The sequence below is a fragment of the Streptomyces sp. NRRL S-1813 genome (assembly GCF_000719605.1).
Taxonomy (GTDB): Bacteria; Actinomycetota; Actinomycetes; order Streptomycetales; family Streptomycetaceae; genus Streptomyces; species Streptomyces decoyicus.
In genome coordinates, this window is record NZ_JOHB01000007.1 from 89,072 (window position 1) to 112,517 (window position 23,446).

Sequence of the window (23,446 nt, forward strand, 5' to 3'; positions counted from 1 at the left end):
AGCGGAGTTGACGCACCATGAGTGACTACCAGCACGAGGTCGAGGAGCTGGAGCGCGAGTCGGCGACCGCCGCGCGGCTCTTCGACGTACGGCGCATCATCGGCGGCCTGTTCGTCGTCTACGGCGTGATCGTCACCATCGCCGGCCTGACGGCCTCGGACGCCGACCTCAAGAAGGCCCAGGACATCAACATCAACCTGTGGACGGGCCTGGGCATGCTCGCCCTCGGTCTCTTCTTCCTCATATGGCTGAAGCTGCGGCCGGCCGTCCCGCCGACGGCCGAGGAACTACAGGCCGCGACCGAGGACGGGGCCGCCGAGGGCTGAGGGGAGCGCGGGTACGGCGGGGGCGGGGCGCGTTTACTGCGACGGCGGGGGCTGAACTCGCCTACTGCGACAGCAGGGGGCGGAGGCGCGGAACGCGCTTACTGCGACAGCGGGGGCAGGGGCGGAGGCGGATCATCCGGCTCCAGCCCCGGCTCCGGCTCCAGCCCCGGCCCCGCCCCCGCCGCGGCGCGTGCCGCACGGCCGCCCGCCGCCCGGTCCAGCAGCCCGGTACGCGCCGCCAGGGCCGCGGCCTCCAGCCGTGACCCCACCTCCAGCTTCATCAGCACGCGCTGCACATGCGTACGCGCCGTACTCGGCGCGATCTCCATCCCCGCCGCGATCAGCCGGGTGTCCTCGCCGTCCGCGACCCGCATCAGTACCTCGACCTCGCGCGGGGTGAGCAGCTCCAGCAGCCGCGCGCCCTCGTCGTCGGGCTGCGCCGCGGGGTGCAGCAGCTCCTCGAAGGCCTGCTGCAACAGCTGCGGCGAGACCGCCGACTCCCCCGCCCGCGCCTTCATCATGGCGCGCTCCACGCCCTCGATCCGCTCGTCGTTACGGACGTAACCGGAGGCCCCGGCAGCGAAGGCGGCGGCGATCCCGCGCGGGCTGGGCACCGGTCCCAGCACCACCACCGCGACCTGCGGCCGCTCCTTCTTGATCCGTACGACCGGGTCGAAGGCGCCGGGCCGGGCGGGCGCGGCGGTCCCCAGCAGGCACACCTCGGGCGCCCGGCTCACCACCAGCTCCGCGGCCCCGGCGCTCGGCGCGGCCGCCGCCAGGACACGGTGCCCGCGCAGCTTCAGCGCCGAGGCGAGCGCCTCCGCGAGCAGACGATGATCGTCGACCACCATGAGCCGCACGCCCATCGAGCAACCTCCCCCGCTCCGGCGGGCCCCGGCGCGGCCCGGCCGGGCCGCTTGTCCCCGGGAAGCTACACGCTCGGCTGCAATAGCGCGCCCCCTACCCGGAAGAAGCCCCCGGAATGCTGGAATCCCGGCCAATCTGGGCTGGTTGCCGCTGCTACGGGGGTGTGGGCCGGGCTCTCCGGGCGGGGCACGGGGCCGGGTGCAAGGCCGGTGTGCAGGGCGATATCCCGGCGCCGGCGGGGCGTTCGCGAACCGCGCCCCGCGGGTGGGTAGCACGCAAGACGAGGTATCGGCGGAAATCGACTGTTCCCTTGGAAAGTTGAGGGCGGCTGGCCGCCCTCAAGGCGGTCCCATAGCGGTCCCATAGCGGTCCCATAGCGAGCAGGGCCGGCCCCACACCAGGCGCGTCCACCATCAGGCCGCTCTTCACGCTCCACTCCACCTTGTTGAATTCAAAAAGAACCAGCGGCCGGTTTTTCGCCGAAGTACCTTTGCCTGCACTGTCAGTGCCATATGCGAAAGTAGGTTCGGCAGTTGAGGGAAAACGGGGGAGGGAGCGATCCGTCATGTCATTGGCCGACGAAGTAGCGGCAGCTCACGCAGGGCATCCGAATCCAGCCGCACTGGTGGGTGAGTTGCGCCGGACGTCGGTATTGGTGCCGGTTGTCAATGACTCTCTCATGTCAGCCGAGTTGACCGGTATCCGTTGGTTGTACGCCTTCTCCGACGAGCAGGAGCTGGCCCGCTTCGCCGTGGCCCGAGGCGCCAACCCTGAAGCCGAGCTGCCCTACGTCCGCGCGGTCGGTGCGCGGCTCCTGGACGTCGTCATCCCCGCCATCGAGGGGCCCGCGGGCGTGGTGCTGGACGCGGGCAGCGAGCAGGCGATGGTTTTCCCGCCGGTCAGCGGCATCGTCCCAGGCTCCGTGGCAGTCAATCTCACCGAGCCTGGTGAGGCCGGAGGCCGGCCCGAGGCACCCACGGCCGGGGGTGCGGCATGACATCCGCCGAAGGTTACGAGCTCGACCCGGAAGCCCTGAAACAGGTCACCAAGGGCATCCATGACGCGATCGCGGAACTGAACGAACTGGGCTTCGACACCAGCGCCCAACTCGGCCAGGGATTCGACAAGCTGGCTCTCTCCGGCATGGAGGCCGGACATGCCGAGGTAAGTTCCACATTCGATTCGTTCTGTGAACGCTGGGGCTGGGGCGTTCGTCTGCTCATCCATGAGGCCAACGAATTCGCGCGCCGTCTTGATTTGACCGCCGGGCTTTATCACGAGCAGGAGCAGTACGTTTCGACGACGTTGAAGGTCGGGGCGAATGCCTTGCTGATGGGTGACCCGACGGTGACGGAGGAACAGCTGAAGCACCGGACGTGGAAGCAAGTCCGCGAGGACAACGCGGTCACCCAGTTCGAGGACGCGGACTGGGACCCCAGCTCGGCCAGATCCCGCAAGGCATTTCATGAAGTCGAGCAAGCGGCGGACCAGACGGGCAAGGACTTCTCCACGTCCAAGTGGGCGGGCGACGCGGACCACAACTGGGCCATGCGGCCACTGAAAATGGCGCGTGACAGCCAGGCGCAGGCCAACGACCACGACGGATCCTGAGTCTCCGTCGCACCGCCACCACTGCACATCCACTGCTGCACAGCACAACTGGGGGGTTGAGAACCGATGGGTCTCGGCGACATGCTCGGGGACGTCAAGGACGGCATCAATTCCGCGGCCGACACGGTCGGCAACGCCGTCGACGGCGTAAAGGAAGCGGCCGGCGAGGCGGTCGACTACGCCACGGACAAAACCGCCGATACTCTCGACTTCGTCGGTGCGGACGGCGCGGCCAAGGCCGTCCGCTCGGCCGGTGACGACGTCGCCGATGCGCTGGGCGCTCAGGTCGATGAGCGGCAGCTGGGGGAGAGTGACGACCCCAAGGAGCTGATCCACGGAGACGTCGCGAAGATCAATGAATCCGCCGCGCACCTGAAGGACTTCTACACGGCCTTCGAACGCGTCGGCCAGGGAATCCGCAAACTGGACGCCGGATCCTGGAAGGGAAAGGCCGCCGACAGCTTCCACGAGAAGTTCGACGTGCACCCCAAACAATGGATGCACACCGCGGACGCCTGTGAGGCGGCGTGGAAGGCCCTCGATTCCTACGCCGAGACGGTCTCCTGGGCCCAGAAGAAGGCCCAGTCGGCCATCGACGCGTGGCAGGCGGCCGAGGACAAGACCAAGAAGGCGCAAGACGCCTACCGCCACCAGCTCGATACGTACCTCGCGAAGGCCGATGCCTACAACGCCGCGCGGGACGAGGGTTCCGACCCCGGGCCCAAGCCCGATGAGCCCGGCGAATTCCACGACCCCGGCGACCAGGGCCGCGAGGCGGCGCAGGACATCCTCAAGAACGCCCGCAGCCAGCGCAACGAAGCCGCAGAGAAGGCACAGCACGCCCTCAAGGGCGCCCTGGAACACGCCCCGCAAGCACCCAAGTTCACCACTGAGGCGGCCTTCGACACCGCTGACGGCATCGCGGCCGGCGGCATGAACCTGATGCACGTCGTCGGTGGTGCGGGCAAGGCCGTTGTGGAGACGGTCAATCTGGCCCGCACTCTGAACCCGGCGGAGCCGTACAACCTCGCCCACCCCCAGATGTACCTGGCCAACGTCGCCAAGACCGGACTCGGCCTGGCCAGTGCCGCCGCCCACCCCGGCCGCCTGGCCAAGGGGATGCTCGGCGACGGCTGGGGCAGCGACCCATGGGATGCGGGTGGGGCCCTCATCGCCAACCTGGTCGGCGGCAAGGGCGCCGGCGCCATCGGCAAGGGCATGGTGAAGGCGGGGGCGAAGGACGCGGCCAAGGGGGCCGCGCGGACGGCCGTCAAGGACGGCGGCAAGCGCACCGTCATGGACCGGGCCCGTACCGCCTGGTGCAAGACCTTCGGCAACGACCCCATCGACATGGCCACCGGCCGGATGATCCTGCCGCAGACCGACGTCGTACTCCCCGGCAGCCTCCCCCTCACCTTCACCCGCACCTTCGAGTCGTCCTACCGCACCGGCCGCTGGTTCGGCCCGACGTGGATGAGCACCGTCGACCAGCGGCTGGAGATCGACGCCGAGGGCGTCATCCTCATCGGCGAGGAGGGCAACTTCCTGCTCTACCCGCACCCGGCCGTCGGCGTGCCCACCCTCCCCACCGAGGGCGACGGCCACCCTCTGGAGCGCACCCCGGACGGCGACTATCTCCTCACCGACCCGGTCACCGGCACCCGCCGCTACTTCACCACCTACACCGAAGACCTCGCCGTCCTCGACGAGATATCCGACCGTCGCGGCAACCACCACACCTTCGACTACACCGAAGACGGCACCCCCACCGCCATCACCCACAGCGCCGGCTACCGCCTCCTGCTCACCACCGACGAGGGCCGCATCACCGCCCTCCACCTCGCCGACGCAGCCCCCGACGGCACCGACCAACTCCTGATGACGTACGGCTACGACGACGCCGGCAACCTCATCACCACCACCAACTCCTCCGGCCTGCCACTGCGCTTCACCTACGACGACGCCGGCCGCATCACCTCCTGGACCGACACCAACAACAGCAGCTACGCCTACGTCTACGACGACGATGACCGCTGCACCTCACAGGGCGGCATAGCGGGCCACCTCCGCGCCCAGTTCACCTGGGGCGACCCTGATCCCGAAACGGGCCTGCGCACCAACCTGCTCCACAACTCCCAGGGCCAGGTCACCCGCTACGAGGTCAACGACCGCCACCAGATCGTCGCGGAGACCGACCCCACCGGCGCCACCACCCGCACGGTCCGGGACGCCAAGCACCGTGTCCTGTCCACCACCGATGCGCTGGGCCGCACCACCCACATCGACTACGACGACGAAGGTCGCCCGGTCACCGTCACCCTCCCCGACGACTCCACCGCCACCACCAGCTACAACGAATTCGGCCTGCCCCTGACCAGCACCGGTCCGGACGGCACCACCTGGACCCACACCTACGACGCCGACGGCAACCGGACCTCCACCACCGACCCCACCGGCGCCACGACCACCTACACCCACGACCCTCTCGGCCACGTCTCCTCAGTCACCGACGCCCTCGGCAACACCACCCGCCTCTACTGCAACGAGGCCGGTCTGCCCCTGACCGTCACCGATCCACTGGGCGCCACCACCCACTACCGCCGCGACGCCTTCGGCCGCACCACCTCCGTCACCGACCCGCTCGGCGAGACCACCCACATGCTGTGGACAGTCGAAGGCAAGCTCGCCGCCCGCATCGACGCGACCGGCGCCACGGAGGAATGGACCTACGACGGCGAAGGCAACCGCCTCACCCACACCGACGCCATCGGCCAGACCACCCGCTTCGAGTACAGCCACTTCGACCTGCTCACGGCCCGCACCGACCCCGACGGCGTCCGCCACGAGTTCACCCACGACACCGAACTCCGCCTCACCCAGGTCACGAACCCTCAAGGTCTCACCTGGAACTACGGATACGACGGCGCTGGACGCCTCATATCCGAGACTGACTTCGACGACCGAGTGCTGGCCTACACCCATGACGCCGCGGGCCAACTCGCCACTCGCACCAACACCCTCGGCGAAGTCACCACCTACACCCGCGACACCCTCGGCCGCATCACACACAAGGACGCCGCCGGTCTCGTCACTACCTACGCCCACGACGCCGCCGGCAACCTCCACCAAGCGGCCAACCCTGACGCCACAGTCACCTACACCCGCGACACCCTCGGCCGCGTCACCGCCGAGACGGTCAACGGCCGCACCATGACGTTCACCTACGACGCCCTGGGCCGCCGCACCTCCCGCACCACCCCCACCGGCCACACCACCACCTACACGTACGACGCCGCCGGCAACCGCACCACCATGGACATCGCCGGCCATGTCCTAGCCTTCGCCCACGACGCAGCCGGCCAAGAACTCACCCGGACCATCGGCGACCATCTCCAGCTCACCCACACCTGGGATCCCACCGGCCGCCTCACCACCCAGTCCCTCACCACAGCTGCCACCGACAGGCTCCAGTCCCCCACCGGGACAGCCCGGACACCGAACCCTGCCGCTGTCGAAGCCCAACGGGTCCTCCACCGCGGCTACACCTACCGCCCCGACGGCAACCTCACCGCGATCGACGACTCTCACACCGGACGCCGCACCTTTGACCTGGACCGCGCCGGCCGCGTCACCGCCGTCCACGCCACCGACTGGACCGAGGCCTACGCCTACGACGAAGCCGGCAACCAAGCCCACGCCACCTGGCCCGATCGGCACGCTAATCCCTCCGCCCGAGGCAGTCGCGCCTACACCGGCACCCGCATCACCAAAGCCGGCGCCATCCGCTACGAACACGACGCCCTCGGCCGAGTAATCCTCCGCCAAAAAACCCGCCTCTCCCGCAAACCCGACACCTGGCGGTACACCTGGAATACCGAGGATCGGCTCACCACCGTCATCACCCCCGACGGCACCACTTGGCGCTACCTCTACGACCCTCTGGGCCGTCGAATAGCCAAACAGCGCCTGACGCGGAACGGTCAATCGGTTACTCAACAGACAGGATTCACCTGGGACGGCCCCACCCTCTCCGAACAGACAACCCACACCTCAGGGGACTGCGAAGCAATTGCCCTTACCTGGGATTATGGGGGCCTATCTCCGTTGACTCAAACGGAACGCAAAACCACATCACTCGCCAACGCGCCCCAATCGGCCATCGACAAGCGCTTCTTCGCCATCGCCACCGACCTCATCGGCTCCCCAGCCGAACTCCTCAACATCAACGGCTCTATCGCCTGGCGCACCCGCAGCACTCTCTGGGGCACGACTGCTTGGAACCGGGACGCCACGGCCTACACCCCCCTCCGCTTCCCCGGCCAATACTTCGACCCCGAAACTCAACTACATTACAACTTCTACCGTCATTACGACCCAAACACCTCCCGCTATTTTTCCCCCGACCCTCTCGGCTTGACCCCATCCCCCAACCCCGCTACATACGTACGCAATCCCCACGCGTCAGTGGACCCAATGGGACTTAAGTGCGAGCCTGCACGACCCTCCCTTAACGATCTAGGGAAAGCAGGGAAGGATGAATTCGGGAATTTCAATCCTGGATCCATGAATGCGAGACAACTCACCGACAAGCTGCGCTTCGATTCAGCCAGCTCCCCATTCCGTGAGGATGGCTTTCTGGCCGATCAGGCAATCAAGGATTCCAGAATGATCATTTCAGGTGAAAGGATTGGCAACAAGGACCTCACTGGAGAAGGTGGACTATTTCGCCAACAACCTGGAGAGCTTAGCGATTGGGGAAAGTACACCACGCCGCGGTACTCTAGCCCTCAGGGCGGCTTCGAAGTTCACTACTACATGAACAAAAAGACAGGCCAAATCCTCCTCTATGACTACAAGGCGAAACTCGGAGGCTAAGTACAGTGAAAGTCCGATTCACGGGAGCCCCTTCCTCTGAAGCAGCAATCACTCAAGGAGCGTCTTCCTTGACCCCCGGAAAGGAATATTCAGTACTTGAAGTATATGCCCAGTCAGACGGTCAGAATTATGTTCGCATCGAAAGCATCCCTCAGCAGCTTCCCGGGCTGTTCGATACCCGACTCTTCGAAGTCTCCCAAACTGAAATCCCTTCGACTTGGAACACTTTCATCGATGCGCATGGCGGGATTTCCATCTGCCCTTCCCCTTGGCTGGTTCCAGGATTCTGGGAGAGCCTCATGGACGGGGAAGGTTGGGCCGTCGATTGCTACGAGCGCGAAAAATCAAAGATCGAGCTTCAATAGTGGAAGAGTGAACCTCAGCGTGTCCGTGGCACGAGGTTGCTGGCGATGAGCGTGCGGAGGATATGCGGAAGTCGCGCATGCGCCGAGATTGCGGCTTGATCGAGGCGACGAATCTGCCAAGGAGATCGCGGCATGATGTACTCCCCCAAGCAAGCGGAATGCCGGAAAGACGTGGGGCACCCTTGGCGCCTTGGCCGGTGTGCTGGTGATAGGGACACTGGCATCGATCGCGGCTCTCAGACACGGGTGTTCGTCGGGCGGGTCCGACGGGCCGAGATACCGGATCACGGTGCCGCATGACGGGGCCAATGGGCACAACATCAAGGCAACGGGCGGCCAGTACTCGTCGAGGACCAAGTCGCTGGTGATGCTGGGGCTTTACCGTGTCATCGACGATCCTGAGACGGCCATCGAGCGAACCGATGCCTCGGATCTGGCGAAGGATCCTCAGCCCGTCGACCTCCAGGAATCCGCGGACAAGGCAGACGGGATTCGCCGTGAGGTCAGAAAACCGTTGGCATGAGCCCCCGCATGCGGAAATGCCCGCTGAAGCACCGCCGGCCACCACGTGATCACGAGGTCGGTTCCCCGCGGTGACCGGCGTCGCTCCAGGAGCCGCGCGTCGTCCGTGGCTACGCCTCCTCCGCCAGCTCCAGCCACCGCATTTCCAGCTCGTCCTTCTCCGTGCTCAGTTCGCGGAGTTGGGCGTCGAGGCCGGCGACCTTTTCGAAGTCGGTGGCGTTTTCGGCGATCTGGGCGTGGAGCTTGGTCTCCTTGTCGCCGAGCTTGTCCAACTGGCGCTCGATCTTCTGGAGTTCCTTCTGGGCGGCGCGGTTGACGGCGGCAGCCTTCTTGGGGGCGGCGGACTGCTGCGCAGGCACCGGCGTTGCGGCCTCGACGACCTTCCGGCGGCGCTCCAGGTACTCGTCCAGGCCGCGCGGCAGCATCCGCAGGGTGGCATCGCCCAGCAGCGCGTGGACCCGGTCGGTGGTGCGCTCGATGAAGTAGCGGTCGTGGCTGATGACGATCAGCGAACCGGGCCAGCTGTCGAGCACGTCCTCCAGCTGGGTCAGGGTCTCGATGTCGAGGTCGTTGGTGGGCTCGTCGAGGAAGAGGACGTTGGGCTCGTCCATGAGGAGGCGCAGGATCTGGAGGCGGCGGCGCTCACCGCCCGACAGATCACCGACCGGCGTCCACTGCTTCTCCTTGGTGAACCCGAACTTCTCGCACAGCTGGCCGGCGGTCATCTCCCGGCCCTTGCCCAGGTCGACCCGCTCGCGCACCTGCTGGACGGCTTCCAGCACCCGCAGCGTCGGGGGGAGTTCGCCGACCTCCTGGGAGAGGTACGCCAGCTTGACGGTCTTGCCGACGACGACCTTGCCGGCGGCCGGCTGCGCCTCGCCCTCGGTACGGGCCGCGTCGGCCAGCGCTCGCAGCAGCGAGGTCTTGCCGGCGCCGTTGACGCCCACCAGGCCGACCCGGTCGCCGGGGCCCAGCTGCCAGGTCAGGTGCTTGAGCAGCACCTTCGGGCCCGCCTGGACGCTGACGTCCTTCAGCTCGAAGACGGTCTTGCCCAGCCGGGAGCTGGCGAACTTCATCAGCTCGGCGTTGTCGCGCGGCGGCGGGACGTCCGCGATCAGTTCGTTGGCGGCCTCGATGCGGAAGCGGGGCTTGCTGGTACGGGCCGGGGCGCCGCGCCGCAGCCACGCCAGCTCCTTGCGCATCAGGTTCTGCCGCTTGACCTCTTCGGTGGCGGCGATCCGCTCGCGCTCGGCCCGCGCGAAGACGTAGTCGCTGTAGCCGCCCTCGTACTCATGGACATCGCCGCGCTGGACGTCCCACATCCGCGTACAGACCTGGTCGAGGAACCACCGGTCGTGGGTGACGACCACGAGGGCGGAGCGGCGGGCGCGGAGGTGCCCGGCCAGCCAGGAGATGCCCTCGACGTCGAGGTGGTTGGTGGGCTCGTCGAGGACGATCAGGTCCTGTTCGGCGATCAGCAGCTTGGCCAGCGCGATACGGCGGCGCTCGCCGCCGGACAGCGGGCCGATGACGGTGTCCAGGCCCTGGGTGAAGCCCGGCATGTGCAGATCGCCGAAGAGGCCGGTCAGCACGTCGCGGATCTTGGCGTTACCGGCCCACTCGTGGTCGGCGAGATCGCCGATGACCTCGTGCCGGATGGTGGCGGCCGGGTCGAGGGAGTCGTGCTGGGTAAGGACGCCGAGGCGCAGGCCGCCGTTGTGAGTGACCCGGCCGTTGTCCGCGTCCTCCAGCTTGGCGAGGATCCGGATCAGGGTGGTCTTGCCGTCCCCGTTGCGCCCGACGACGCCGATCCGGTCCCCCTCGTTGACGCCGAGCGAGACACCGTCGAGCAGGGCACGGGTTCCGTACACCTTGCCGACGGCTTCCAGATTGACGAGGTTGACGGCCATCTCACTCCTGCACTTCGGACCTGCGCTTCCGACCTGCGCTTCAGATCGATCGACCTACCCAGCCTAGTCGGCGTGCGGAGGAGGGCCGCCGGGAGATGAGTATCCGTACCGATGGCAGGGGATGCGGGCGGACCTAGCGTGGGCCGCGTGATCAACGACCAGGCTCCGGCCGCACCTTCCGTGCCCGACGACGCACCGCCGGTGACTGGTTCCGCCGTGGGCCGCTTCACCGTCGGCCTGCTCCTGCTGGCGTTCGCCGGGGTGACCGGTCTGTTCGCGCCGTTTCTGGTGATGGCGAGCGACGGCTGCTCCGAGGGCGACGCCCGCACGATCTGTTCCACGGGCGCCCAGCAGATCGTCGGCACCCTGCCGGTCGCCGCCGCCTTCGTGGCCGCCCTCCTGACCGTGGTGGGCATGGGCAACGGGGGTACTGCCGGCCGGCGCAGCTTCCTGGTGGCCCCGTGTCTGCTGGTCCTGGCCTGGGTGGTGTCGTACGCCATCGCGGGCACCTGAGGCACCGCGCCCCCGTTGTAACGTGCCGTCATGGCACCGGACATGGGCATGGCGGACACAGCAGGCACGGCAGTGGAGACGGTACGCGGGCTGGTCTACGGGCCGAGTGGGAAGCGGCTGGACGTCCATCGTCCGGCCGGGGCCGCCAGGGCGTCCGGGCCGTCGGGGGTATCCGGGGCGCCAGGGGCATCCGGGGCGGCGCCCACCGTGCTGCTCTGGCACGGCATCGGCCCCGACGAGCGGGAGGTGCTCGAACCGCTGGCGCGCGCCGCGGCGGCGCTCGGGCTGCTGGTGCTCGTACCGGACTGGCGCTCGGACGCCGAGGACGGCGGCCGGGCGCACCTGCTGGAGTCGCTGGCCTTCGTCCGCAAGGAAGCGGGCGGGCTGGGCGGCGACGGGGAGTCGTTCGTGCTGGCGGGGTGGTCGGCGGGGGCCGGGGCCGCGCTGGGGGTCGCGCTGCGTCCGGAGAGCGTGGACGGGTGGCGGCCGAGCGCGGTGGTGGGGGTGGCGGGCCGTTACGACCTTCCGGCACGTACCACCGGGACCGCGCCGCTGGCCGATCTCCCCGCGGGCCGGGACCCGGGCGTACCGGTCCACCTCGTCCACGGCAGCCGCGACGCGGTCGTGGACGCCCACCGCTCCCGCGACCTCGCCGAAACGCTGCGGGCGCCGGGCCGGGCGGTGACGCTCCAGGAGCCGGACACCGACCACGCAGGCGTGATCATGACCGCGTACGACCCGGCGGCGGACCGCTGCGTCCCGACGACCGCCGAGCCCGCCGTACGGGCGGGGCGACTGGTGGCCGGGGTGCTGGCCGAAGCCGCCCGGGGCGGGGCGTGACGCTCCGGCCCCTCATGGCGCCTCAGCGGCGTCCGCCTCCACCGGACGACCAGGTGTTGAGCCTCCGTACGGCCTCCTCCAACTCCCGGCGCCGGGTGTCCTGAGCCGCACGCTGCCGCGCCTTGGCGGCAGCGACGTACGGCCGGACCAGGCCGCTGCCCTCACCGCAGAGCGGCAGCAGACCGGGCGGCACCCCGTGGACGCGTACGAGGCGGCGCCGCGCCGGAGCCTTCGGCGGCCAGGCCGTGGCGGCGAGCACACCGGTACTGGTGCTCGCCCGATGGCCGCCCCGCCCCGGAAGTAACCAACCCAGCAGCCGTCCGAGGCCCGTTCGGACGGGGCGCGGCACTCCATTCAACGCGCGGCCGCCTTGCGGAGAACCTCGGCGAGGCGGCGGGCGGTCGCCGCGTTGCAGTTACCGAGGGCGACGAGCGAGACGCCGTAGACGCCCGCGAAGCCGGGCAGATCGACGCCGAGCGACGGCAGCGTGATGCCGTGCTCCTTCAGCGCGGCGCGCAGCTCTTCGGCGCTTTCGTGTACGTCGTCGGGGAGGGAGCGGTCGAGGGGCATGGAGCCGGGCCTTTCTGTACGCATAGCAACGAACTGCTTACAGAGTGATGTGACGCGGCGTAGCGTGAAAGGGGGTTGGGCTCCCGGTCGTCGTCCGGGGAGTGCGTGGAGCGAAGTGGTGGAAATACGGGGAACCGCCGGAGTCCGTCCGCAACAACTGTGAACCAGCGACACGTACGGCGGTGCACCGTGGCACGACGCAAGGACATTGACGGCTCGGCCGGAGTCCCCACCTTCTACGGCAAGGAGCTGCGCTACCAGCGGGAGTTGGCCGGGCTCACGCTCCAGCAACTGGTCGAGGGCAGCTTCTACGGCCAAAGCCACCTCAGCGAGATCGAACGCGGCGAACGGCGGATGCCGGCGGAACTGGCCGAGCACGTGGACAAGGCGCTCAAGACGGATGGCTTCTTCCAACGGCGCTGCGAGGACGTGCGGAAGGCGAGGCGGAGCGGCCATGCCGAGTACTTCGAGCGCGTCCTGGAGGCGGAGAAGTACGCGGAGACCATCGAGGAGTGGTGTCCCACGCTCATCCCTGGGTTGTTGCAAACCGAGCCGTACATGCGGGCAGTGGTGCGGGCGACCCATCCGCTGGCGCCCGACGAGGAGGTGGAGGAGAAGGTCAGCGCCCGCACGGCGAGGACCCGCCTCTTCGAGAGTGACCACAAGCGCCCTGAATACTGGGTGATCCTCCCCGAGTACGTGTGGCGCTGCCCGGTCCTCCCTGCGGCCGCGATGGCTGATCAGCTCGACCGCATCACGGAGCTGGCGCGGAAGCGCCGGATCGTTCCACAGGTCCTTCCGTGGAACTGCGGACCGCATCCCCTCATGACGGTGGGCTTGGCCAAGATCATGACCTTTGCGGATGCTCCGCCGCTCGCCTACCTGGAATCGCAGTACAGCGGCGACACGATCGACGATCCGGCCCTCGTGAAGAAATACCGCAAGGCATACGATCGGCTCAGGGCCGCCGCACTCGCTCCCGAGGCGTCCCTGACCATGATCGAGGCGGCCGCAGAGGACTACCGAAGTGACAAGCAACCGGATTGACTTGAGCACCGCCGTCTGGCGCAAGAGCAGCTACACCAACGGCGACGGCGGGGACTGCGTCGAGGTGGTCGACGGCCTCCCCGACATCGTCCCCGTCCGCGACTCCAAGGACCCACACGGCGCGGCGATCGTCTTCCCGGCCAACGCCTGGTCGTCCTTCGTCACCGCCGTCAAGGACACCGATCTCCCGGGCATCTAAGTGCAGAGGAGAAACGAAGTGGGCACCGAACGGATTGACTTGAGCACCGCCGTCTGGCGCAAGAGCAGCTACACCAGCGGCGACGGCGGGAACTGCGTCGAAGTGGTCGACGACCTCCCCGGCATCGTCCCCGTCCGCGACTCCAAGGACCCACACGGACCGGCCATCATCTTCCCGACCGCCGCCTGGTCGTCCTTCGTCACCGCCGTCAAGGACACTGCCCTGCCGGGCGCTTGAGCCTCCCGGGCAACTGAGCGCGGCGGGGTCCCGCGGGAATACCCGCCCGCCCCCGCCGCGTTGTGGCCCCGTAGGGGGCGCTCGCACCCCCTACGGGATCTGTTCCCACATCCCCCAAGGGCTCCACGGGCCGATCACTGGGCCCATCACCAGGACCTGGGCCCGCCCGGCGGGCCCAGCCCGGCAGGCTCAGCCCGCCCGGCGTCGCCCGGGGCCAGACCTAAAGAACCCTCGCCCCCACCGCCGGAGAATCCGCCACCCGCACCTGACGGCAGGTCCCCGACGCCAGCAGCGCCGATGCCACTTCCTTTGCCGCCTCCGCGTCCTTGGCCAGGAAGGCGGTGGTCGGCCCGGAGCCGGAGACCAGCGCGGCCAGGGCGCCGGCGGCGGTGCCGGCCTCCAGCGTCGCGGTCAGGGACGGGCGCAGGGACAGGGCCGCGGGCTGGAGGTCGTTGGTGAGGGCCGCGGCGAGCGCGGTGGCGTCGCCGGTCTCCAGGGCGGCCAGCAGGGCTGGGTCCGCCTCGGGCTCGGGCACCTCGGTGCCCGCCGTCAGCCGGTCGAACTCGCCGTAGACGGCCGGGGTGGACAGCCCGCCGTCGGCGACCGCGAAGACCCAGTGGAAGGCGCCGCCGACGGGGAGGGGGGTCAGGAGTTCGCCACGGCCGCGTCCCAGGGCCGCGCCACCCACCAGGCTGAACGGCACATCGCTGCCCAACTCGGCGCAGAGGGAAAGGAGTTCCTCGCGCGAGGCACCCGTCGACCACAGGGCGTCGCAGGCCAGCAGGGCCCCGGCGGCGTCCGCGCTGCCGCCCGCCATGCCGCCGGCGACGGGGATGTCCTTGGTGATGTGGAGGTGGACGTGCGGCTCGATGCCGTGCCGGGCGGCGAGCAGTTCGGCTGCGCGGGCGGCCAGGTTCGTCCGGTCCAGCGGGATCTGGTCGACGTCGTGGCCCTCGGCGGTGATCCGCAGGGACTCGGCGGGGGTCGCGGTGACCTCGTCGTAGAGGCCGACGGCGAGGAAGACGTTGGCCAGGTCGTGGAAGCCGTCCGGGCGGGCGGCGCCGACGGCCAGCTGGACGTTGACCTTGGCCGGTACCCGGACGGTGATCGAGGTGGTGAACGTCATGCCTGCTCTCCCCCTGATGTCTGCTCTCCCCCTGAGGCGCGCTCTCCCCGTGACTGCCGGATGCCGGGCGCCCCGCCCGGTCCCTTGTGCTCGGCGATCCGCGCGAACTCCTCGACGGTCAGCGCCTCGCCGCGGGCCTGCGGCGAGACACCCGCGGCGACCAGCGCGGCCTCCGCGGCGGCGGCCGATCCGGCCCACCCCGACAGCGCGGCCCGCAGCGTCTTGCGGCGCTGGGCGAAGGCCGCGTCGACGACGGCGAAGACCTCGTCGCGGCTCGCCGAGGTCTCGATCGGCTTGTCGCGGCGCACGAGGGAGACCAGGCCGGAGTCGACGTTGGGCGCGGGCCAGAAGACGTTGCGGCCGATGGCGCCGGCCCGCTTGACCTCCGCGTACCAGTTGGCCTTCACCGACGGCACGCCGTAGACCTTGTTGCCGGGGCGGGCGGCCAGCCGGTCGGCGACCTCGGACTGGACCATGACCAGGGTGCGGTCGATGGTGGGGAAGGTCGCGAGCATGTGCAGCAGTACCGGCACGGCGACGTTGTAGGGGAGGTTGGCGACCAGCGCGGTGGGCGCGGGGCCGGGCAGCTCGGTGACGTGCATGGCGTCCCTGTGCACCAGCGCGAAGCGGTCGGCGCGCTCGGGCATCCGGGCCGCGACGGTGGACGGCAGCGCGGCCGCCAGCACCTCGTCGATCTCGACGGCGATGACCCGGTCGGCGGCCTCCAGCAGCCCCAGGGTCAGCGAGCCGAGGCCGGGGCCGATCTCGACGACGACATCGTCGGGCCGCACCTCGGCGGTCCGCACGATCCGGCGGACGGTGTTCGCGTCGATGACGAAGTTCTGGCCGCGCTGCTTGGTGGGCCGGACGCCCAGCGCGGCGGCCAGCTCGCGGATGTCGGCGGCGCCCAGGAGGGGACCGGATTCGTCGGTGGTGCTCTTGCTCATGCCAAAGCCTCGCTGCGCTCGTTCACCCGTGAAGCTTACGGCCGCAGACCGGCCACGGGCTCGCCCCCCGTCTGATGTAGAGCTTCTTGGCCCGGAAGGTCTGTTCCCGGGGGGAGGCGTCCTGGGGGCGGCCGCGGCCGCCGAGGGCCCGCCAGGTGGCGGCGTCGAACTGGTAGAGCCCGCCGTAGGTGCCCGACGCATCGACGGCGTGCGGCCGCCCGCCCGTCTCGCACTGCGCCAGTGCATGCCAGGCGAGATGGTCGGCGCCGCGCACGGAGGTGGGCAGCACCATGGTGCCGAGGTGCACGATCTGCGGACGGGGCGCGTGCACGACCTTGCTGTGCAGCCGCTTCGGCTTCTGCCGGACGCCGTTGACGGTGCGCACCCGATAGGTGACCCGCCGCACACCGGGTCGCCCCTGCTGGACGACCGACTGGACGCCGCGAGCCAGATGCGGATCGGCCCGCAGGATCGTGCGGAAGGGGAGGCGCTCCTCGCGGACCTCCTTGGAGCCGGTGATGCGCATCACGGAGATGGTCTGGCCCTCGCGCGGGAAGCTGTCCGGCGGCGCCGAGGTGGTGTCCTGGTCGCGCAGCGCGAGACCGGCCTCGGCCAGTGCCTCGCGGACGGTGGCGGCGTTGGTGCGCACCCGGTGTTCCCGGCCGTCGGCGACGATGACCACCGAGCGTTCGGTGCGTACCGCCAGTTCCATGCCGTGCTGCTCGATCCGCCGGGAGCGGGAGGCCGACAGAATGGCGCCCTCGGCGCGCACGCCGAGCTGGTGGAGCGCGCCGGCGACGGTGCCCGCGGTGGTCCACACCTGGCGGCGCTGTCCGTCGATGGTCAGGAAGACCGGGCGGCCGTGCCGGACGACGACCTCGTCGCCGGTGCTGAGTCCGGTGCCGGGGGCGGGTGCGACGAGGTCGTGTGCGCCGATGTCGAGATGCTCGGCGGCGAGCAGATCGTCGACGTCAGCGGCGAAGGTGTGCAGGGTGCGCGGGGTGCCGTCGACGGTGAGCCGGATCGCCTTGTCGTGCGCGATGAAGGCGGTGGTGCCGCCGGCGAGGAAGGCGACGACCAGGGCCTGCGGCAACAGCCGGCGCAGCGCTTCGGGCCCGTCGGCGCGGCGTCTACGACGGCCGCGCGCGGCGCGGTGGCTGCTCTGCGAATGACTCACGGCGCGCTCCACATGCCACGGGATGCGGTTGACGGCCGGAATGTAGCGGAGTGTTGGCGACTCTCCAAAGTCGACCCGTTACGGAACGTGGTCAAGCCGGGGGTGTTGACGGGCTTTCCGGCGGCGCCGGAGGCCCGTCAGCGGCCGGTCGGGGCGGCTTCGGCGCGCTCAGTAACCGAAGGCCCGCGCCGTGTTCGCGGCGATGGCAGTGGCCAGTTCGTCCTCGGTCACGGCCTTGACCTCCGCCATCGCCCGCAGCGTGACCGGAATGAGGTACGGGGCGTTGGCCCGTCCGCGGTAAGGGGCCGGGGTCAGGAAAGGGGCGTCGGTCTCGACGAGGACCAGCTCGGGCGGGGCGACGGCGAGGGCGTCGCGCAGCGGCTGGGCGTTCTTGAAGGTGACGTTGCCGGCGAAGGACATGAAGTAGCCGGCCTCGGCACAGATCTTGGCCATCGCGGCGTCGCCGGAGTAGCAGTGGAAGACGACCCGTTCGGGGGCGCCCTCCTCGCGCAGGATCCGCAGCACGTCGTCGTGCGCCTCGCGGTCGTGGATGACCAGGGCCTTGCCGTGCCGCTTGGCGATCTCGATATGCGCACGGAACGAGCGCTCCTGGGCGGCCATGCCCTCGGGCCCGGTACGGAAGTAGTCCAGGCCGGTCTCGCCGACGCCGCGGACCTGCGGCAGCGCGGCCAGCTCGTCGATCACGGCGAGGGCGGCATCCAGGGAACTGTCACCGCCGGGCTCCCGCGCCCCTTGCCGTGACCAGCCCTCCGGATCGCCGAGTACGACCCGGGGCGCTTCGTTGGGGTGCAGCGCGACCGTGGCGTGCACACTCTCGTGGGCGGCCGCGGTCTCGGCGGCCCACCGCGAACCGGCCAGGTCGCAGCCCACCTGGACGACGGTGGTCACGCCGACGGAGGCGGCCTTGGCGAGCGCCTCCTCGACCGTGCCCTCCTGCATGTCCAGATGGGTGTGCGAATCCGCGACCGCCACCCGAAGTGGTTCGGGCAGCGGCGGCGGGGTGTTCTTGTCCTGCGGTGCCATGGCCGCGATCCTACGAGGGACCCGGCGCGGGCCTCACTTGCGGTGGTGCTGGAAGGGGTGCAGCAGGTCGGAGAGGTGCCAGTGGTGGCGTCCGGGGTCCTCCTCGGCGGTGCTGCCCGCGCGGTCCGCCCCGAGGGCCGGTTCGCTCTTCTTCCCGCTGCCGGGGCGGCGCTGATGCATGCTCGCGATCGCGTCGGAGACCATCGAGACCTGGCCGGAGCGCATGATGCGTACGACGTTGCTGCCGCAGTTCAGGCAGGTGGGGCAGGTCAGCGGGGACGGGACCCGCTCGGCGCCCGCGTAGTAGACGACATGCATCTGGCCCTTGCCGTCGACCTCGTGGACTATCTCGTACGCCTGCTCCCAGCCGTGGCCGCACCTCATGCAGGCGAAGGCGTAGGCCTCGTGTGCGGCGGCGTCGGGCCGGGGGACGGGGTGGTCTCCGCCGGTGGTGGCTCCAGTGGTCTTGGCGATATCGCTCATCTGCGCGCTCCTCTTGTCCGCTGGACAAGGTCTCCGGGAACCGTTCGTCCCTCGTCCAGTGGACGCCTTCAGCGGCGACAACGCAGCAGTTCAGCGAGGGTATTGGCGCAGATTTGGCCAGCGGTAGGAAAATCACCCCAATGCGACCACCTGCGCTTTACCTTGCCGGTCAGCCATTTACCTTCTGATGAGTCGCTTTTCGCCCGCTGCCACGCATCAATCCCGCGCCGGGTCCTTCGGGGCGCCCTTCGCGGAGCCCTTGGCGGCGTTCTTCGCCGCGACCACCGCGTCGAAGACCTCCCGCTTGGGCAGTCCGGTGTCCGCGGCGACCGCGGCAATGGCCTCCTTGCGGCGCTCCCCGGCCTCCTCGCGGACCTGCACCCGGCGCACCAGCTCGTCGGCGTCCAGATCCTGCGGCCCGCTCTCCGGGGCCCCCTCGACCACGATGGTGATCTCGCCGCGCACCCCCTCGGCCGCCCAGGGCACGAGTTCGCCCAGCGGCCCGCGCTTGACCTCCTCGTACGTCTTGGTCAGCTCGCGGCAGACCGCGGCGCGCCGGTCGGCACCGAAGATCTCGGCCATCGCGGCGAGGGTGTCGTCCAGGCGGTGCGGCGCCTCGAAGTAGACGAGGGTGCGCCGCTCGTCGGCGACCTCGCGCAGCCGGGTGCGCCGCTCGCCGCCCTTGCGGGGCAGGAACCCCTCGAAGCAGAAGCGGTCCACCGGCAGACCGGAGACGGCCAGCGCGGTGAGCACCGCGCTGGGGCCCGGTACGGCGGTGACCTTGATGCCGCGTTCGACCGCCGCGGCGACCAGCCGGTAGCCGGGGTCGGAGACGGAGGGCATCCCCGCGTCCGTGACCAGCAGCACCCGCGCCCCGCCGGCCAGCGCATCGGCCAGCTCGGGCGTCCTGGCCGCCTCGTTGCCCTCGAAGTACGACACGACCCGGCCGGACGGCTGCACCTCCAGCGCCTGGGTCAGCCGGCGCAGCCGCCGGGTGTCCTCGGCGGCGATCACATCGGCGGCGGCCAGCTCGGTGGCGAGCCGCGGCGGCGCGTCCGCGATCTCTCCGATGGGCGTCCCTGCAAGTACCAGCAATCCAGTCACCTCCCCATCCTCCCAGGACGCCGCCGCGCGCCGATCCGTCGGTATCGCCTGGTGGCGCTCCCCACCGGTCCACAGGCGGCTTCCCTACGATGGCCCGGTGACGAGTGACACCACCGCGACCGACGCCGCCGCGCAGCCTGCCCCGGAGCTGGCCGACCAGCCCCCCGTGTGGCAGCGGCGACTGCGCCGCTTCGGATATCCCGTCCGCTCGCAGGGCGATGTCCGCACGCGGCTGGTGCCCGCCTTCCCCGAGCCGAGCGGACGCCTGTGGGCGGTGTTCGGCGCGGGCCCGGACGCCGCGGCCCGGCTGGCACGCTGGTCGGGCTGGGCCGGTCCGCTGCTGGTGACGCTGTTCGCGGGGGTGCTGCGGTTCTGGAACCTGGGCAGCCCGCGGAAGGTGATATTCGACGAGACGTACTACCCCAAGGACGCCTGGTCGCTGCTCCAGTACGGCTACGAGGGCACCTGGGCCAAGAACGCCAATGACGCGCTGGTCGGGCATCCGCCGCAGCTGCTGCTCTCGCCCGAGCACTCGTATGTCGTCCACCCGCCGATGGGCAAGTGGCTGATCGCGCTCGGCGAGTGGGCGTTCGGGATGAACCCCTTCGGCTGGCGGTTCATGGTGGCGCTGCTCGGCACCCTCTCGGTGCTGCTGGTCTGCCGTATCGGCCGCCGGATGATGCGGTCGACGGCGCTGGGCTGCCTGGCGGGCACCCTGCTGGCGGTGGACGGTCTGCACTTCGTGATGAGCCGGACCGCGCTGCTCGATCTCATCGTCATGTTCTGGGTGGTGGCCGCGTTCGGTGCGCTGCTGGTGGACCGGGACCGCACCAGAGCCCGGCTGGCGGCGGCGCTGCCGCTGGGCCCGGACCATGTGGCCCGCCCGGACGAAGAGGCCGGCGACCGGCTGCGGCTGGGGTGGCGGCCGTGGCGGATCGTGGCCGGGCTCTGCCTGGGCCTGTCCGCCGCGACGAAGTGGAACGGCCTTTACTACCTGGCGGCGTTCGCCCTGATGGCGGTGCTGTGGGATGTCGCGGCACGCCGTACGGCAGGCGCCCGGCGCCCGTTCCGCTCGGCCCTGCGCCGCGATGTCCTGCCCGCTTTCGGGGCCACCGTCGTCGTCGCCCTCGCCACGTATCTCGCGTCGTGGTCGGGCTGGATCGCCACCAAGGGCGGCTACTACCGCGACTGGGCGACCACGCCGGACGGCCGTAGGGGCGGCTGGACCTGGCTGCCGGACTGGCTGCGCAGCCTGTGGCACTACCAGACCGAGGTCTACTCCTTCCACACCGGACTGACCACCCCGCACACCTATCAGTCCAACCCCTGGAGCTGGCTGGTCCTGGGCCGCCCGGTCTCGTACTTCTACGAGGACCCCAAGGCCGGCCAGGACGGCTGCACGGCGGCCGAGGGCTGCGCCCGTGAGGTGCTGGCGCTGGGCACCCCGCTGCTGTGGTGGGCGGCCTGCTTCGCGCTCCTCTATGTCCTCTACCGCTGGCTTTTCCAGCGGGACTGGCGGGCCGGGGCAATCGTCTGCGGGGTCGCGGCGGGCTATCTGCCGTGGTTCCTCTACCAGGAACGGACCATCTTCCTCTTCTACGCGGTGGTGTTCGTCCCGTTCCTGTGTCTGGCGCTGGCGATGATGATCGGCGCGATCATCGGCCCGCCGGGCTCGGCCGAACGCCGCCGCACGATCGGTGCGGTCGGGGCCGGTGTCCTGGTGCTCCTGATCGTGTGGAATTTCATCTACTTCCATCCGCTCTATACGGGAATGCCGATCCCGAAGTCGGCCTGGCACAACCGGATGTGGTTCGACACCTGGGTGTGAGCGACGGGGCCCGGTGCGGCGATCAGGGGCGGTCCGGGCCCAGTTCGACAAGTCTGTAACAGCTGTACAACAGCGTGTCACCGGACCGTGCCCTGATCGAGACTCACCGCCTCCCCGTGTCCCTTAGAGTGCGGGGCACGTTCTTGTGTGCGTATTCAAGGACGAGGCTCTGGGAGGGAATCGGTGGCATGCGCCGTGAGGTGAAGTACGGGCTGATCGGCGGATCGGTGGCCCTGGTGGCGGGAGTCGTGGGCGGCTTCACGCTGTTCGGCGGCTCGGACGAGTCCCCGCAGGAGGTCAGGTCGGCGGACGGCAAGGCGGGCGACGGCTCGCCCGAGGTGCCGACCGGCCCGGTGTCGGCCAAGGAAGTCCAGACGACGTCACAGGAGTTCCTGACCGCCTGGCAGTCCGGCGACGCGGCCAAGGCGGCCGGGCTCACGGACGACCCGGAGAAGTGCAAGGCCGCGCTGGAGTCCCTCGGCAAGCAGGCACGGTTCTCCAAGGTGGCGCTGAAGCCGGGCACGCCGACCGGCGGCAAGGTGCCGTACACCGTCGCCGCGCAGATCGACTACAAGGGCACCAAGGCGGCCTACTCGTACCGCACCTCCGCGACCGTGCAGCGCGACAAGACCAGCGGGAAGCCGCAGATCGCCTGGCAGCCGGCGATGCTGCACCCGGGCCTGGCCAAGGGCGATCAGCTGCATACGGGTGAGGCCGAGGCGCCGCCGATCAAGGCCGTGGACCGCAACGGCGCCGCGCTGACCCCCGAGGCGCATCCGGCGCTCGCCGGGGTGCTGGACAGCCTGCGGGACAAGTACGGCGACAAGACCGACGGCAAGCCCGGTGTGGAGCTGTTCATCCACCGCGCCAAGAGCGCCAAGCCGGCCGACCAGCTGCCCGACAAGACGCTGAAGGTGCTCTCCAAGGGGACACCGGGCACGCTCAAGACCACCCTGGACGCCAAGCTCCAGGCGGCGGCCGAGCGCGCGGTCAAGGGCAGGAAGTCCGCCTCCGCGGCGGCGGTCAAGCCCAGCACCGGTGAGATCCTGGCCCTCGCCAACTCCCCGGAAAAGGGCTTCAACATGGCGACGCAGGGGTCGCTCGCGCCCGGCTCGACGATGAAGATCGTGACCTCGGCGATGCTGATGGACAAGGGCATGACCTCGCCGGGCAAGGCGCACCCGTGCCCCAAGTACGTGACGGTCGGCGGCTGGAAGTTCCAGAACCTCGACAAGTCCGAGATCCCGCACGGCACCTTCGCGCAGAGCTTCGCGGCGTCCTGCAACAACGCCTTCATCTCGCAGGCCAAGGACCTCAGTGACGACGACCTGACCAAGGAGGCCCGGGACGTCTTCGGCATCGGCCTGAGCTGGCAGACCGGCATCCCCACCTTCGACGGTGCGGTGCCGGTGCAGAGCGACGCCCAGATGGCGGCCTCGCTGATCGGCCAGGGCGGGGTGCGGATGAACCCCCTCAATGTCGCCTCGCTCTCCGCGACTGTCCGCGCCGGCTCGTTCCACCAGCCGTACATCGTCTCGCCGTCGCTGGACCACCGGACGCTCGCCAAGGCGGCCCGGACGATGAAGCCGTCCACCCTCAGCGGTCTGAAGTCGCTGATGAAGCTGACGGCGACCTCCGGTACGGCCGCCGAGGCGATGGCCGGGGTCAGCGGTGACATCGGCGCCAAGACCGGCTCCGCCGAGGTCGACAACCAGAAGAAGCCCAACGCCTGGTTCTCCGCCTACCGCGACGATGTCGCCGCGGCGGCCGTCGTCCCGGCGAGCGGCCACGGCGGCTCCAACGCGGGCCCGGTGGTCCGCGCCATCCTCACCGCCGGCTGACGAGGCGGGGCGCC

At 69.7% G+C, this 23,446-nt stretch carries 23 protein-coding genes; 13 read left to right on the forward strand and 10 right to left on the reverse strand.

All coding sequences use genetic code 11. The features are described 5' to 3' along the window. Nucleotides 1-17: 17 nt before the first annotated feature. The gene (locus IF67_RS0113530; RefSeq protein WP_030985396.1) at nt 18-326 is read left to right on the forward strand and encodes a hypothetical protein; all 309 of its coding nucleotides are present in this window, start codon (nt 18-20) and stop codon (nt 324-326) included. Between the two features lie 98 nt (nt 327-424). On the opposite strand, the gene IF67_RS0113535 is transcribed toward IF67_RS0113530, so the two are convergent. Further along, a complete protein-coding gene (locus IF67_RS0113535) occupies nt 425-1,192 on the reverse strand; it encodes a response regulator transcription factor (RefSeq protein ID WP_051817997.1) in 768 nt (255 codons plus the stop codon). A 566-nt stretch (nt 1,193-1,758) separates the two neighbouring features. Between IF67_RS0113535 and IF67_RS39130 the strand changes: the two genes are divergently transcribed. The 5 genes from IF67_RS39130 (at nt 1,759) to IF67_RS0113555 (ending at nt 8,567) form a co-directional block, all read left to right on the forward strand. Further along, on the forward strand, nt 1,759-2,190 hold the full coding sequence (locus IF67_RS39130; RefSeq protein WP_078889416.1) for an SseB family protein: 432 nt from the start codon (nt 1,759-1,761) through the stop codon (nt 2,188-2,190). After that, nucleotides 2,187-2,804 (forward strand): hypothetical protein, encoded by a 618-nt coding sequence (locus IF67_RS0113545; RefSeq protein WP_037839308.1) that lies wholly within the window; start codon nt 2,187-2,189, stop codon nt 2,802-2,804. Before IF67_RS39130 ends, IF67_RS0113545 begins: the two co-directional genes overlap by 4 nt. A gap of 66 nt (nt 2,805-2,870) precedes the next feature. Further along, on the forward strand, nt 2,871-7,679 hold the full coding sequence (locus IF67_RS45720; protein WP_267959190.1) for a putative T7SS-secreted protein: 4,809 nt from the start codon (nt 2,871-2,873) through the stop codon (nt 7,677-7,679). 68 nt (nt 7,680-7,747) lie between these two features. Continuing rightward, nucleotides 7,748-8,044, forward strand: coding sequence for a hypothetical protein (locus tag IF67_RS43685; RefSeq protein ID WP_158713084.1), 297 nt, complete (start codon nt 7,748-7,750; stop codon nt 8,042-8,044). 190 nt (nt 8,045-8,234) lie between these two features. Continuing rightward, a complete protein-coding gene (locus IF67_RS0113555) occupies nt 8,235-8,567 on the forward strand; it encodes a hypothetical protein (protein WP_158713085.1) in 333 nt (110 codons plus the stop codon). A 109-nt stretch (nt 8,568-8,676) separates the two neighbouring features. Here IF67_RS0113555 and IF67_RS0113560 read toward each other — a convergent pair whose 3' ends face one another. Then, complete coding sequence (locus IF67_RS0113560; protein ID WP_030985402.1) at nt 8,677-10,476, reverse strand: ABC-F family ATP-binding cassette domain-containing protein; 1,800 nt, start codon at nt 10,474-10,476, stop codon at nt 8,677-8,679. Between the two features lie 147 nt (nt 10,477-10,623). Between IF67_RS0113560 and IF67_RS0113565 the strand changes: the two genes are divergently transcribed. Both IF67_RS0113565 and IF67_RS0113570 read left to right on the forward strand, forming a co-directional pair. After that, entirely contained in the window at nt 10,624-10,989 is a 366-nt protein-coding gene (locus IF67_RS0113565) for a hypothetical protein (RefSeq protein ID WP_234341080.1), read from the forward strand. Nucleotides 10,990-11,019: 30 nt separating this feature from the next. Beyond that, on the forward strand, nt 11,020-11,829 hold the full coding sequence (locus IF67_RS0113570) for a hypothetical protein (RefSeq protein ID WP_030985404.1): 810 nt from the start codon (nt 11,020-11,022) through the stop codon (nt 11,827-11,829). 22 nt (nt 11,830-11,851) lie between these two features. On the opposite strand, the gene IF67_RS0113575 is transcribed toward IF67_RS0113570, so the two are convergent. Next, entirely contained in the window at nt 11,852-12,088 is a 237-nt protein-coding gene (locus IF67_RS0113575) for a hypothetical protein (protein ID WP_030985405.1), read from the reverse strand. A gap of 95 nt (nt 12,089-12,183) precedes the next feature. Next, nucleotides 12,184-12,399: a hypothetical protein gene (locus IF67_RS0113580; protein ID WP_030985407.1), complete on the reverse strand. Its 216-nt coding sequence runs from the start codon at nt 12,397-12,399 to the stop codon at nt 12,184-12,186. A gap of 189 nt (nt 12,400-12,588) precedes the next feature. Between IF67_RS0113580 and IF67_RS0113585 the strand changes: the two genes are divergently transcribed. The 3 genes from IF67_RS0113585 to IF67_RS0113595 are packed head-to-tail and all read left to right on the forward strand — an operon-like array spanning nt 12,589 to nt 13,882. Next, nucleotides 12,589-13,446, forward strand: coding sequence for a helix-turn-helix domain-containing protein (locus tag IF67_RS0113585; protein WP_030985408.1), 858 nt, complete (start codon nt 12,589-12,591; stop codon nt 13,444-13,446). A gap of 1 nt (nt 13,447) precedes the next feature. Then, on the forward strand, nt 13,448-13,645 hold the full coding sequence (locus IF67_RS0113590) for a DUF397 domain-containing protein (RefSeq protein WP_030985409.1): 198 nt from the start codon (nt 13,448-13,450) through the stop codon (nt 13,643-13,645). Between the two features lie 18 nt (nt 13,646-13,663). Continuing rightward, nucleotides 13,664-13,882 (forward strand): DUF397 domain-containing protein, encoded by a 219-nt coding sequence (locus IF67_RS0113595; RefSeq protein WP_030985410.1) that lies wholly within the window; start codon nt 13,664-13,666, stop codon nt 13,880-13,882. Between the two features lie 220 nt (nt 13,883-14,102). Here the strand turns inward: IF67_RS0113595 and IF67_RS0113600 are convergent, their stop codons facing one another. The 6 genes from IF67_RS0113600 to rsmI all read right to left on the reverse strand — a co-directional run bounded on the left by IF67_RS0113600 (nt 14,103) and on the right by rsmI (nt 19,763). Then, the gene (locus IF67_RS0113600; protein WP_030985411.1) at nt 14,103-15,008 is read right to left on the reverse strand and encodes a 4-(cytidine 5'-diphospho)-2-C-methyl-D-erythritol kinase; all 906 of its coding nucleotides are present in this window, start codon (nt 15,006-15,008) and stop codon (nt 14,103-14,105) included. Then, nucleotides 15,005-15,955, reverse strand: a complete 951-nt coding sequence (gene rsmA, locus IF67_RS0113605; protein WP_078889418.1) for a 16S rRNA (adenine(1518)-N(6)/adenine(1519)-N(6))-dimethyltransferase RsmA — start codon at nt 15,953-15,955, stop codon at nt 15,005-15,007. Before rsmA ends, IF67_RS0113600 begins: the two co-directional genes overlap by 4 nt. 22 nt (nt 15,956-15,977) lie before the next feature. Then, a complete protein-coding gene (locus IF67_RS0113610) occupies nt 15,978-17,132 on the reverse strand; it encodes a resuscitation-promoting factor (RefSeq protein ID WP_030985413.1) in 1,155 nt (384 codons plus the stop codon). 168 nt (nt 17,133-17,300) lie between these two features. After that, nucleotides 17,301-18,176, reverse strand: a complete 876-nt coding sequence (locus IF67_RS0113615; protein WP_030985414.1) for a TatD family hydrolase — start codon at nt 18,174-18,176, stop codon at nt 17,301-17,303. Between the two features lie 33 nt (nt 18,177-18,209). Beyond that, nucleotides 18,210-18,659, reverse strand: a complete 450-nt coding sequence (locus IF67_RS0113620; protein ID WP_030985415.1) for a hypothetical protein — start codon at nt 18,657-18,659, stop codon at nt 18,210-18,212. Nucleotides 18,660-18,875: 216 nt separating this feature from the next. Then, nucleotides 18,876-19,763: a 16S rRNA (cytidine(1402)-2'-O)-methyltransferase gene (rsmI, locus tag IF67_RS0113625; protein WP_030985416.1), complete on the reverse strand. Its 888-nt coding sequence runs from the start codon at nt 19,761-19,763 to the stop codon at nt 18,876-18,878. A gap of 97 nt (nt 19,764-19,860) precedes the next feature. On the opposite strand from rsmI, the gene IF67_RS0113630 reads away from it, so the two are divergent. Beyond that, entirely contained in the window at nt 19,861-21,591 is a 1,731-nt protein-coding gene (locus tag IF67_RS0113630; RefSeq protein ID WP_030985417.1) for a dolichyl-phosphate-mannose--protein mannosyltransferase, read from the forward strand. 188 nt (nt 21,592-21,779) lie between these two features. Beyond that, on the forward strand, nt 21,780-23,432 hold the full coding sequence (locus IF67_RS0113635) for a penicillin-binding transpeptidase domain-containing protein (protein ID WP_030985418.1): 1,653 nt from the start codon (nt 21,780-21,782) through the stop codon (nt 23,430-23,432). Nucleotides 23,433-23,446 lie beyond the last annotated feature (14 nt).